The sequence below is a fragment of the Burkholderia sp. ABCPW 14 genome (assembly GCF_001523835.1).
Classification (GTDB): Bacteria; Pseudomonadota; Gammaproteobacteria; order Burkholderiales; family Burkholderiaceae; genus Burkholderia; species Burkholderia mayonis.
Genome location: NZ_LOVS01000082.1, coordinates 24,408 through 36,477 on the forward strand (window position 1 = coordinate 24,408; position 12,070 = coordinate 36,477).

General features: G+C 68.0%; 6 protein-coding genes, 2 tRNA genes and 2 pseudogenes. 4 read left to right on the top strand and 6 right to left on the bottom strand.

What is annotated here, in order from left to right; translation table 11 throughout:
• Window positions 1-173: 173 nt before the first annotated feature.
• From WS62_RS12170 to rnr, 3 genes are all read right to left on the bottom strand, one after another.
• Complete coding sequence (locus WS62_RS12170; RefSeq protein ID WP_066571052.1) at window positions 174-1,070, bottom strand: N-acetylmuramoyl-L-alanine amidase; 897 nt, start codon at window positions 1,068-1,070, stop codon at window positions 174-176.
• Between the two features lie 348 nt (window positions 1,071-1,418).
• Complete coding sequence (rlmB, locus tag WS62_RS12180; RefSeq protein ID WP_066489637.1) at window positions 1,419-2,162, bottom strand: 23S rRNA (guanosine(2251)-2'-O)-methyltransferase RlmB; 744 nt, start codon at window positions 2,160-2,162, stop codon at window positions 1,419-1,421.
• Window positions 2,163-2,297: 135 nt separating this feature from the next.
• Window positions 2,298-4,736: a ribonuclease R gene (rnr, locus tag WS62_RS12185; RefSeq protein ID WP_066571098.1), complete on the bottom strand. Its 2,439-nt coding sequence runs from the start codon at window positions 4,734-4,736 to the stop codon at window positions 2,298-2,300.
• Window positions 4,737-4,962: 226 nt separating this feature from the next.
• On the opposite strand from rnr, the gene WS62_RS12190 reads away from it, so the two are divergent.
• The 4 genes and pseudogenes from WS62_RS12190 to WS62_RS12205 all read left to right on the top strand — a co-directional run bounded on the left by WS62_RS12190 (window position 4,963) and on the right by WS62_RS12205 (window position 8,469).
• Window positions 4,963-5,049 (top strand) — tRNA-Leu (locus tag WS62_RS12190).
• A gap of 154 nt (window positions 5,050-5,203) precedes the next feature.
• Window positions 5,204-5,290: transfer RNA gene (locus tag WS62_RS12195), tRNA-Leu, on the top strand.
• 550 nt (window positions 5,291-5,840) lie between these two features.
• Window positions 5,841-6,192: pseudogene (locus WS62_RS12200) on the top strand (alkaline phosphatase family protein); the annotation flags it as partial.
• A 695-nt stretch (window positions 6,193-6,887) separates the two neighbouring features.
• A pseudogene (locus tag WS62_RS12205) lies at window positions 6,888-8,469 on the top strand (PA domain protein).
• A 171-nt stretch (window positions 8,470-8,640) separates the two neighbouring features.
• Here the strand turns inward: WS62_RS12205 and WS62_RS12210 are convergent.
• The 3 genes from WS62_RS12210 to WS62_RS12220 all read right to left on the bottom strand — a co-directional run bounded on the left by WS62_RS12210 (window position 8,641) and on the right by WS62_RS12220 (window position 11,733).
• Entirely contained in the window at window positions 8,641-10,353 is a 1,713-nt protein-coding gene (locus WS62_RS12210) for a SulP family inorganic anion transporter (protein ID WP_066571055.1), read from the bottom strand.
• Between the two features lie 46 nt (window positions 10,354-10,399).
• The gene (locus WS62_RS12215; protein ID WP_066571099.1) at window positions 10,400-11,026 is read right to left on the bottom strand and encodes a ParB-like protein; all 627 of its coding nucleotides are present in this window, start codon (window positions 11,024-11,026) and stop codon (window positions 10,400-10,402) included.
• A 152-nt stretch (window positions 11,027-11,178) separates the two neighbouring features.
• A complete protein-coding gene (locus WS62_RS12220) occupies window positions 11,179-11,733 on the bottom strand; it encodes a GNAT family N-acetyltransferase (protein ID WP_066571056.1) in 555 nt (184 codons plus the stop codon).
• Between the last annotated feature and the right edge of the window lie 337 nt (window positions 11,734-12,070).

Consider the following 12,070-nt stretch of genomic DNA (forward strand, 5'->3'; position numbering starts at 1 on the left):
CATCGTTTCGTTGCTTGATCGCTTGGTCTTCCGGCCGCTCGCCGCTCGCCGCTTGGCGGCTCGGTCGCTTGGCCGTTCAGCCGCGGAGCCGTTCAGTCGCGGAGCCGGTTAGCCGGTTAGTCGGTTAGTCGATTAGCGACGCGGTCGCTTCGTCGCCCGACCGCCAAACACATTCACGGCACCGCAACCGCGCTTGCCACGTCGGCCGCCGCCGCGTCGCGCTCGGGCGCCGGCTGCGAAGGCATGTACTTGTCGAGCAGCGCTTGCGCGATCGCGTCGGTTTCCGCATCCGGATTGCCGGCGTAATCGGTCGGCCGGAAATGCATCTGGAACGCGGCGATCACGCGCCGCGTGCGATCGTCGAGCACGCCGTCCGTCGCGACGTCGTAGCCGTAGCGCGCGAGCTTCAGCTGCAGTTCGCGCACGTCGACGAGCGACTTCGGCGGCTGCCCCGCGAGACGCGCGGCCACTGTAGCATCGTCGGGCCACGCGCCGACGCCCGCCTTCGCGAGCGCGCGCCACGGGAACAGCGGGCCGGGATCGATCTTGCGCTGCGGCGCGATGTCGCTGTGGCCGACGACGCGCGTCGGTGGAATCTGGTAGCGGGCGACGATGTCCTTCGCAAGCCGAACGATCGCGTCGACCTGCGCGGGCGGATACGGCGCCCACATGCGGCCCTGCGGCGTATCGATCGGGCCGCGATTCACGTTCTCGATGCCGATCGACACGCCGTTCAATTCGGTTGCGCCCTGCCACGAGCTCACGCCCGCGTGCCACGCGCGCTCGCTTTCCGGGACGAGCTGATAGACGACGGGAACGCCCCGTTCGAGGCTCGGCTGGTCGGATACGACGTAATGGGCGCTGACGTTTTCCTGCGTCAGCACGCGCAGCGATTGCGCTTCGCCGATCTCGGTGTAATGCATGACGAGGAAACGGATGCGCGAATCGACGCTGCGCGCGGGGCGGCTCGTGTCGGCGTAATAGTCGCCGTGATTGACGAGCGTGGGTGTCGTACAGGCGGCGAGCAGGCTGAGGCTCGCGAGAAACGCGTGGCGGAAAGGGAATTTCATGATGACGGCGCTCGGTAAATCTGCGGTCGCCGGGACGAGGCCGCCCCGACATGAGCGCCTCATTCTAGACGCTTCGTCGATCGTATTCTTGCGCGTTTTGTGTCTGTTTTGCGAAAACGGCAAACGATGCGGCCGGGCGGCCGCCATGCATCGCAATCAAAAAAGACGCGCATCGGCGCCTCTCGTCGATGAAAACCGCCGCGTCGCAATTCGATTCGATTCGCTTCGACAACGACGCATGCGAACGCATCGGCAACGCAAGCCGCCGCCCGCGCGCCGTCGGGCACCGTGGACGAAGCTGCGCTCGCCCGCCGTTCGAACCCGGCGGCAAACGCGCACACGGCGCGCTTACTGCTTCGCGCCCCGCTGCCGGATCGCCTCGTACAGGCACACGCCGCTCGCGACCGACACGTTCAGGCTCTCGACGCTCCCCACCATCGGGATGAACATCACTTCGTCGCACGTGTCGCGCGTCAAGCGCCGCATTCCCTCGCCTTCCGCGCCCATCACGAGCGCGACCGGGCCGTCGAGCTTCGTGTCGTAGAGGCTCGCCGTCGCGTCGTCCGACGTGCCGATCACCCACACGCCCGCGTCCTTCAGCTCGCGCAGCGCCCGCGCGAGGTTCGTCACCGTGATGTACGGCACCGTATCGGCCGCGCCGCTCGCGACCTTTGCGGCGGTGGCGTTGAGCCCGGCCGCACGGTCGCGCGGCGCGATGATCGCGTGCGCGCCCGCCGCGTCGGCAACGCGCAGGCATGCGCCCAGATTGTGCGGATCGGTCACGCCGTCGAGCACGAGCAGCAGCGCCGGCCCGGCGATACCGTCCAGCAACTCGGCAAGGTTCTGCGCAAGCGGCAGATCCTCGACGCGCGCGACGACACCCTGGTGGCGCTCGGTATGCGCGAGCCCCCAGAGCCGCGTCTCGTCGGCGGCGATGAGACGCACGCCTGCCTCTTTCGCGGTGTGCAGGAAATCCTGCATCCGGCGGTCGCGGCGCGTCTGATCGTAGAACACCTCCGCGACTGTCGACGCATCGTGCCGCATGCGTGCGGTCACCGCATGAAAACCGTAGAGAACCTTCAGACGTGACATGGCTGGAACAACCTTCGATCAAAACGCGCGGCCGCGCATCGCACGGCCGCAATGAAAATGGAAAGCGCCGCACACCCGTCCGGGTGCGCGGCGTCTCGGTCAATCGGCGTCGGCGCTCGACGGCGACGCGCTCGATCAGTACTTCTTGCGCGAACGCGCCTTCTTCGCGGCCGGCTTCGACGCAGCGCCCTTCTTGCGCGCCGCGCGCGCTTCCTTCACCGCTGCGCTCGGCGCGCTCACGGTCTTCTTGCGGCGCGCCGGCGGCACATCAGCGGGCGGCAGCGAGCGCACGCGCGCACCGCCCGGCTCCACCGCGGCCGCCGACACCGCCGGACGCGGCGCCTTGACGGGCGCCTCGCGCACGAGCCGGAAATCGATCTTGCGCGCGTCGAGGTCCACGCGGCTCACCTGCACGCGCACGCGATCGGACAGCCGATAACGGATGCCCGTGCGCTCGCCGCGCAGCTCGTTCTTGACTTCGTCGTACTGGAAGTAGTCGGCGCCCAGCTCCGTCACGTGCACGAGGCCTTCGATGAAGAGCGCGTCGAGCTGCACGAAGATGCCGAACGACGTCACGCCGTTCACCATCCCGCCATACTCCTCGCCGAGCTTGTCGCGCATGAAATAGCACTTGAGCCACGCTTCGACGTCGCGCGACGCCTCGTCTGCGCGCCGCTCGTTTGCCGAGCAGTGGAGCCCCAGCTCTTCCCAGATCGCCGTGTTCGAACGTGCGCGGCCGCGCACTTCGTCGTCCTCGCGCTGCATCGCGCGGGCGCGCGGCGACAGCGCGGTGTTCAGCTCGACGCCTTCCGGCGACTTCGGCGTGTACTTCTTGCCGGAGAGGATCGCGTAGATCGCGCGGTGCGTGAGCAGGTCGGGATAGCGGCGGATCGGGCTCGTGAAGTGCGCGTATGCGTCGTACGCGAGACCGAAGTGGCCGATGTTGTCCGGGCTGTAGACCGCCTGCTGCATCGAGCGCAGCAGCATCGGCTGCAGCATCTGCGCGTCGGGCCGGTCGCGGATGTGCGCCATCAGCGCCGCGTAGTCGCTCGCGTGCGGCGTGTCGCCGCCGCCCAGCGTGAGCCCCATGTCGCGCAGGAACGCGCGCAGGTTCTCGAGCTTTTCCTGCGTCGGCCCTGCGTGCACGCGGTAGAGGCCCGGGTGCTTGTTGCGCTTGAGGAAATCCGCCGCGCAGACGTTCGCGGCGAGCATGCATTCCTCGATCAGACGATGCGCGTCGTTGCGCTGGCGAGGCAGGATCTGCTCGATCTTGCCTTGCGCGTTGCAGACGATGTACGTTTCGGTCGTGTCGAAATCGATCGCGCCGCGTTTTTGCCGCGCGACGAAGAGCGCCTTGTAGACGCCGTACAGGTTCTGCAGGTGCGGCATCAACTCGGCGCGGCGCGCGGCCTCCGGCCCCTTCGTGTTCGCGAGCACCGCGGCCACTTCGGTATACGTGAGGCGCGCGGCCGAGTGGATCACGGCCGGATAGAACTGATACGCCTTGATGTCGCCGCGCGCGGTGATGACGATGTCGCACGCGAGCACGCAGCGGTCGACCTGCGGATTCAGCGAGCAGAGCCCGTTCGACAGCTTCTCGGGCAGCATCGGAATCACGCGGCGCGGGAAGTAGACGGACGTGCTGCGCTCGACCGCATCGGCGTCGAGGGGGCTGCCCGGCTGCACGTAGTGCGACACGTCCGCGATCGCGACGATGAGGCGCAAGCCCTCGCCGCGGCCGACCGGGATCTGCTCGCAATATACGGCGTCGTCGAAGTCGCGCGCGTCCTCGCCGTCGATCGTGACGAGCGGCACGTCGCGCAGATCGACGCGATAGCGCAGATCCCCGGGCCGCACCTTGTCCGGCAGCGCCGCGGCCTCGCCGAGCGCGTCCGGGCCGAACTCGTGCGGCACGCCGTACTTGCGCACCGCGATCTCGATCTCCATGCCGGGATCGTCGATGTCGCCGAGCACCTCGACGACGCGGCCGAGCGGCTGCGAATGACGGCTAGGAAAATCGGTGAGCTCGACGACGACGACCTGCCCGACCTTCGCCTTCTTCGCGTTCTGCGCGACAAGGATGTCGTGGCCGATCCGCTTGTCCTCGGGCGCGACGATGAGCGCGCCGTTCTCGTTGAGGAGACGCCCGATCACGCGCTTGTTCGCGCGCTCGGTCACCTCGACGACATGCCCTTCCGGCCGGCCGCGCCGGTCGTAGCCGACGATCCGCGCGAGCACGCGGTCGTTGTGCATCACCTTCTGCATCTCGGCGTTCGGCAGGAACAGGTCGTCCTGGCCGTCGTCGCGGATCACGAAGCCGTAGCCGTCGCGATGGCCCTGCACGCGGCCCGCGACGAAGTTGGACGGATGCGTCAGCTGATAATGGCCGCGCTTGTCGAGCCGGATCTGGCCGTCGCGCTCCATCGCGGCGACGCGCCGGAAAAATCCTTCGCGCTCCTGACGCTTGATCGACAGCGCTTCGGCGATGTCGTTCGCCGCAAGCGGCGCGTCGCTCGTGCGCAGCACGCCGAGAATCTCTTCGCGGCTCGGAATGGGATACGGATACTTGCTCAAGGGCTTGTCGATGATTTTTCTCGTTGCGTTTGGCTTGCGCGACCGCGGCAAGCGGAGCCGAACGGGCGCGCCGCTCATGCCGCCCCATTCTAACACCCGCCGCTGCGGCAAACGGACCGCGCGCCGCGTGTTGTGCCGCGCTCGCCGCGGCCCGCGCGGACGACGAAAAAGTATTGACAGACGCGATCGGCCGTCTATAATGGCGGTCTTTGCAGCACACGCACCTGCCCAGGTGGCGAAATTGGTAGACGCACTAGGTTCAGGTCCTAGCGGTGGCAACACCGTGGAGGTTCGAGTCCTCTCTTGGGCACCAAATTTAAAAGCCAGCGCAAGCTGGCTTTTTCTTTTTGTGTGAGGCTGCATGCGTCTCGCGAACATTGTCTTCATGGATTTTTGGTCTCACCCCAAATTTCTGTTGACAGAATTCATGAGACGTCTAAAATGGCGGTCTTGCTCGATGCAGCAGTGCCCAGGTGGCGGAATTGGTAGACGCACTAGGTTCAGGTCCTAGCGGTGGCAACATCGTGGAGGTTCGAGTCCTCTCCTGGGCACCATCACTTTTCGAGCAGCATAACGAACCCCGTAACGCATCGCGTACGGGGTTTTTTGTTTTCCGCGCAAGCGGCCCCGCTCGTTTGCGTCATGCGTGATACGCGCTGCGAAGCACGGCGCGCCCCGCGCATACGCCGTCATTGCAACGGCCCTCACGCCATCACCCGGTCACGCGCTCGTCAAGCGATCCGGGAACCGGCCCGAGCCCGCCCTATGCGCAGCCCCGCTCGGGACAAGCGATAAAACGCCCTCCTGTCGAACGCATGCTGCGCTCGCGCATCGTCCCGCGCGTGCGCTCCGATGCGGCGCGCTCGGATCGTCCACCCGCCTCGCACACACGCGCCCCGAAGCACGTTCGCGCAACGCCGCCGCCCCGCCGTCGAACGCGTCCCACGCTGCCGTTCCGACGCATCGCATTTGAACTTCGACGCCGGCATTCGTATAACGATCACATGCCCGACGCACTTTCCGCACACGAATCCAAGGCCCGACGCAAGCCCGGAAGCCCATCGCCTCCGCCACGGCGGCCGCCCGAGCGCTCGACGGATGCATCCCGACCGGAGTCAACACCAAGCCGCTGCGTCGCTCGGCGATGTGCTCAACGCTCGCGACCCCGCGCGCCGCCGACGACGATCCGCTGAGCGGCGTGACGGTGCCCGTGTCGACGCTGCCCCATCCGAATGCGGCGACGCCTTCGAGATTCGACAAGCTCCATGCGGCACGCATCGCCGCGCTGCCGCTGCGCAACGAGAAAGACCATTACGAGGAGGCGGAGGCGCCGCTCGCGTCGACTGCCGAGCTGTCGAACTTCATTCGCGATCGCGGTGCCGCATGGAGCCAGCCCCGTCAGCGGCCGCAGCGACTGCGGCAACGGCCACCGCCGCAGCGCAAGCGACGACGCTGAGTCCGGGGGCGCGACGGTGCCGTCGCGTCTTGCTCGGTCTTGCTCGGTCTTGCTCGGTCTTGCTCGGTCTTGCTCGGTCTTGCTCGGTCTTGCTCGGCGGCGTGCGAGGCTGAGCGGCGCGCGTCGCCGAGTGCCACGCGTAGGTGCGAAGCGGCGCACCGTGGCGTTCGGTGTGTCCGCGACGATGCGTGTGCGATGCGGCCGTCGTGCGTTCGCCTTCTTCAGCCGTGTCGAACAGCATTGCCAGACGGACTCTTCGCATCGCCCGCGGCACGTAGCACGTAGCACGTAGCACGTAGCACGTAGCACGTAGCACGTAGCACGTAGCACGCAGCACGCAGCACGCAGCACGCAGCACGCAGCACGCAGCATACGGCGCGCCGCCTGCCCGAGCCACATCGCCACATCGTCGAAGCCGACATGCATCCGCCCCAACCGTCAGGGCGTCGAACGTAGCGCGAGGCGGCAAGCGTGACGTCTCGCACGCCGGACGTGCGTCGAAACGCCGGCCGACGCGCGAAGGCCGAGACACGCGAGCCTCGACGTCACGACGCGCATCGATGTCGACGCGTCGCCCCACGCGATCGCGTCTCGGTTCGTTCCATTCGTTTCGCATCATCTGGCGAGGGCGCCACCGAGGCCCACGTCGCATCGCAGATCGGCCACCCTGCGATCTGCCTCTCGAGGAGATTCGAATGACTCAGCTCAAATCATGGACGCGCCGCTTGCTCGGCGTTTCGGGATGCGCGCTGTTGCTCGCGCTGTCGACGGTCGAAGCGGCGCACGCCGATCCGGAGCCAGACGCCTGGCCGGCAGCCGCGTTGCCGGATCGAGCGGCCGTCGAAGTGGACGCGTCGCAGCTCCTGCCGCCGGCACAGCTTGTGCGCTGGCAGATCGACCTCGACCGCCGCGGACTTCGGTCGACCGGCTCGCCCGCGCACGAACGCTATATCGACGCGCTGCGCCGCCGTCTCGCGCGCGCCGGCGTGCCGCGGCTCTACACCGAAGCGGTGCCGATGACGCGCTGGACTGCGCGCCATTGGCGGCTCGACGTCGTCGACGGCGCGCCGCCCGAGCGCATCGACGTCGCCGGCTACATCCCGTATTCCGGCGATACCGGCCGCGAAGGCGTCGTCGCGCCGATCCGGTATCTCGCGCCGGGACAGGCGCCCGACGCCGACATCGCCGGCAAGATCGCCGTCGTCGAATTGCCCGACATGAGGCTATCGGGCGCGTTCTTCCACGCGCGCGCGCTGCGCATCTTCGATCCGGACAATGCGTTTCCGCCGTCGGCGCCCTACGTCCGCACGAGCTTCATGGTCGGCCCACTCACCGCGATGCTCGACAAGCTGCAGGCCGCGGGCGCGGCCGGCGTCGTGATGATCGCCGACACGTCCGTCGCCGAGGCGACCGATCTCTACGCGCCGTACGACGGCCAGTTGCGCCGCGTGCCCGGCCTCTTCGTCGATCGCGCGATGGGCGCGAAGCTCGCGGCGCTCGCGGACCGCCGCGCGATGCTCAGGCTAACGCTCGACGCGAGCATCGAGCGCGTTCAGACCCGCAACCTGATCGGCATCATCCCCGGCGCGACCGACGAGCTGACCGTCGTCAACAGCCATACGGACGGCACGAACGGGATCGAAGACAACGGCCCGAACGCGATCGTCGCGATCGCGCAGTACCTGAGCCGCGTGCCGCGTGCCGCGCGCGGCGCTGCCGCGCACGATCATGATCATGCTGTCGAGCGGGCATTTCGCGGGCGGTGTCGGCGTCGAGGATTTCCTCGCGCGCCATGCGCACGACGGCCTCGTCGCGCGGATCGCGTGCGTCGTCACGATCGAGCATCTGGGCGCGCAGGAATGGCTGCCGAACGCGCGCGGCGTGCTCGTGCCGACCGGCAAGGCGGAGCCGACGGCGCTGTTCATGCCGAGCGTCCCAGCGCTCGTCGACGCGGCCGATGCACTGGTGCGCCGCGCGAACGCGGCGCCCGCGTTCGCGATGCCGCCGCTGAACCCGAACGGCGGCGGTAGCGCCAACGATGCGGTCTGGCCCGGCGAAGGACAGTATTTCTGGGGCCGCGCACACGTGCCGACGATCAACTTCATCACGGGCCCGACGTATCTCCTCAACTACGGCGCGACGACCGCGGACAAGATCGACTACGCGCGTGTGCGTCGCGAAATCGCAGCGACGACGCAGACGCTGCTCGATCTGTCGCGCGTGCCCTTCTCCGAGTTGCGCGCGGTACAGCCGGGGATGCGCGCCGCGACGCCGTGACGCGCGCGGACCAACGCGCGTTGCATGACGGCGTGCGAGCGAACGGGCCGAGCGGACCGGGCGGGCATCGGGGACACGCAAGCGGAACGAACGGGAGCAGCCCGCCGTCGCGATAGGCACCCGCCGCGCACGTCCACGCACCGACGCGCAGCGGCGACCGATGCCGGCGCGTCACGCGCCCGCCGACTCGCTCGCCGCCAGCAGTTGCAGACTCTCGTCGACGCTCAGCTCCGACAGCGCGCCCGCCCGCAGCGCCCCGTCGGCCGCGCGCTGCAGCACGCGCAGCACGTTCGGCTTCAGGCGCACGAACACGAGGCGCCAGCCGCGCGCATCGCATTCGGCGGCGAACGTCTTCAGTGCTTCGATCGTCGTGCCGTCGACGTCGGGCGACTCTTCGAGACTCAGCATGACCGTGTGCACGGGTGGCTGCGCGTCGCGCGCGAGATGCCGCACCATGTTCAGCACGCGCTCCGCGTTCGCGAAGAACAGTTGCGCCTCCGGCCGCACGATCAGCACGCCCGGAATCGGCTTTGCGTCCTCGTGCATCGACACGTCGACGAAATCGTGGCTCTCGCGCAGCCGCCCGAGCACGCTCACGTTCGGCTCGGACAGTTGCCGCAGCGTCAGCAGCAGACTCACGCCGATCGCGGCGAGCAGGCCGTGCAGCACGCCGAGCACGATCACGGCCGACAGCGCGGCGATCACGACGATCCGGTCGCGATGCCACACCCAGTATGGCCGGAACACTTCGGGATGCAGCGAATGGCTAACCGCGAAAATCACGATCGCGGCGAGCACGGGCTCCGGGATGCGCGCGAGCTGCGGCAGCAGCAGCCAGACGATCATTGCGATCACGGCTGCCGCGAAGAGGCCCGCCATGCGCGACTGCGCGCCCGCGGCCTCGTTCGCCGACGTCGCCGAATAGCCGGCGCCGACGGGCATCCCGTGCAGCAGCCCCGACACGAGATTCGCGCAGCCGAGCGCGACGAGATCGCGGTTCGGCGATATCGTGTCGCCATGCTTCAGCGCGAAGTTGCGAATCGACCCGTACGACTCCGCGTACAGAATCAGCATCAGCGCGAAGCCGAACTCGGCCGCCTGCATCCATTCAGAGCGGCCGAGCGCCGGCATCCCGACCGCGAGGTTCTGCAGGTCGATCGTGCCGACGACCGCGATCCCGTAGCGATGCCAGTCGATCCAATAGCCGGCCGCGATGCCGAGCACGATGACGACAAGCGTCGCCGGCACGCGCGAGCGCCGTCCGAGCGCGAACAGGATCGCGAGCGCCGTCGCGCCGAGCGCCGCGCTGTAGACGTTGCAATGCGGAATCCCGAGCAGCAGGTCGAGTGCGACGCGCAGCGTATCGCTATGATGGATCGACACGTCGAGAATCTTCGGCAACTGCTTGATGACGATCGTGAGCGCAAGGCCGAACGTGAAGCCGCGCAGCACCGGGCGCGCGATGAAGTCCGACATGCCGCCCAGGCGCGCGGCGCCCGCGAGGATGAACAGGATGCCCGTCGTCGCGACGAGCGCGGCCGCGAGCAGGAACTGCGCGGCGACGTTCGGCCCCGCTTCGGAAATCACGGTCGCCGCGAGCACGACGGCCGACGACGACGTCGCCGACACGATCGCGAAGCGGCTGCTGCCCGCGAGCGCATAGACGACGAGCCCGGCCAAGAGCGCGATGAGCCCCGCTTGCGGCGGAAGGTTCGCGAGCCCCGCGTACGCGACCGCCTCGGGAATCAGCAGGCCCGCGATCGACAGCCCGGCGAGCGCATCGAGCGCCGTGCGCCGGCCGCGCGGCGTGGGCGGCTCGTCGAGCGCGGCGAAATGTGCGGCGTGCTGCGGCGGCGCGTCGAGACGGTTCGAATGAAGCTCCATGCGCGTTCCGTGGTCGTGACCCGTGGTTCGGCCGAACACGCGGCGCTCAGCGCGGCGTCCCGATCACGCCGGACCAGCCCGGCAGATAGCGCGCCTCCTGCGCATGTGCGTGAGCGAGCGCCGCTTCGAGCGCCTTCGCGAAATCCTTGCGGATGTCCGTCAGCGCGATTTTCGGGCGCAGGAAATCGGCCCACAGGAATTCGCTGAACGGCGTCGCGTCCTTCGCATAGCCGCCCGCCGTGCGCAGCTCGCCCGCAAGGCTGCGGTAAGGATCGTCCTTCAGGCCGACGAGCGTTTTCGGCAGGCGGACGTAGTCGTGGCGCGCGCCGTTCGCACCGAACGGATGCACCCACTGGTTGTGCTCCATCATCCGCCAGAAGATCGTCTCGTCGAGCCACGACAAGTCCTTCAGCAGCATCGCCTTCACCTCGCTCACGCCCTCTTCGATGAGCGCGAGCCCGAGATGATGATGATCGGTGATGAAGTATTCGCCGCCCGGCCCGAGCACGGCCGGAAACCAGTGCGATTCGATCGCCGCCCGGCGCGCCTTCTTGCCGAGCGACTTCCAATGCTTGCGCTTCGCCTTCACTTCGCGATAGCCGACCGTGATCTGCGTTGGACGCAGCGCGTCGAGCCTGGCGGGAATGAGATGCACGTCCTGGCCGATCGTCATGATGGCGCTCCCGAAATCGATTTCGGCAACGATACATGGGATCGGCGTCCGCGTTAATAGCGTATTGCCCCCGAAACTTGCGCAAAGCGCGCTGCCGCACCGCCGCACGATGCGCGGCGCGCACGCGCCGCCTTCGGCCGCGCGCAGACGCATCAGCGGCGAGCCGTCAGATCCGCGCGCTCGAGCCGGTGGCGAATGTACGGGATGCCGTCTTGCACGACGCCGACGCGCCGCATCCCAAGCTTGCGCGCGACGTTCAGCGACGCGCCGTTCGCCGCGGCGATGTCGGCGACGATGCGCGGCAGCCTGACCGTCCCGAACGCGTGCCGGACGACGCACTGCGCGGCTTCGCTCGCGATCCCGCGCCCCCACGCGGCGCGCATGAGGCGCCAGCCGATCTCGACGTCGCGGCCGCCGTCGACGTAATCGGGAATCAGCAGCGTCCACCCGACGAACCGGTCCGGGCGCGCCTTCTCGAAGATCGACCAGTAGCCGAGCCCGGGCGGATACCCACGCGTGATCCGGTGCTCCACGAAACGACGATGCTCGACGGGATCGCCCCACGGACCGGCGATGTGACGCGTCACGTCCGGATCGCGATCCATCTCGATGCATGCGTCGAGATCGGCGAGCGCGCGCGGGCGCAGCCACAAGCGGCCGGTTTCGAGAATCGGCAGCGCCGGACGAGCTTGCGAATCCGAATCCATCTGTAAGCACGTGAAAAAAGAAGACGGCGCCACATTAGCATCGCTCGCCGCATCGCGGAAACCGGTGCGAATTCCGGCGACTCGCACGACGCAATGCAATCTCGCGCGACATGGCGCAACATGGCGCGACGTCGCGTGACGCAACGCGGCGCGACGCGTCGAGGCAAACGCATCGATTGCTCGCCGCGCAACAGTGTATTTCATAGGGATAAATCCGGATCGGATCGCTCGGAGCCTTCACGCGCGCGATGAGCGGCGTACACTCGCGTTACCGTCTGCGCACTGCGCCAGCCCGGACGGTGCAAACGGCCAAGGCCACGGCGCTTCCCTCTCGAGG

Excerpts from the sequence above, each read along its gene's own strand:
- WS62_RS12170 (WP_066571052.1), bottom strand. The coding sequence starts at position 1,070 with ATGAAATTCCCTTTCCGCCACGCGTTTCTCGCGAGCCTCAGCCTGCTC.
- WS62_RS12210 (WP_066571055.1), bottom strand. The coding sequence starts at position 10,353 with ATGGAGCTTCATTCGAACCGTCTCGACGCGCCGCCGCAGCACGCCGCA.
- rlmB (WP_066489637.1), bottom strand. The coding sequence starts at position 2,162 with ATGTCACGTCTGAAGGTTCTCTACGGTTTTCATGCGGTGACCGCACGC.
- WS62_RS12215 (WP_066571099.1), bottom strand. The coding sequence starts at position 11,026 with ATGACGATCGGCCAGGACGTGCATCTCATTCCCGCCAGGCTCGACGCG.
- WS62_RS12220 (WP_066571056.1), bottom strand. The coding sequence starts at position 11,733 with ATGGATTCGGATTCGCAAGCTCGTCCGGCGCTGCCGATTCTCGAAACC.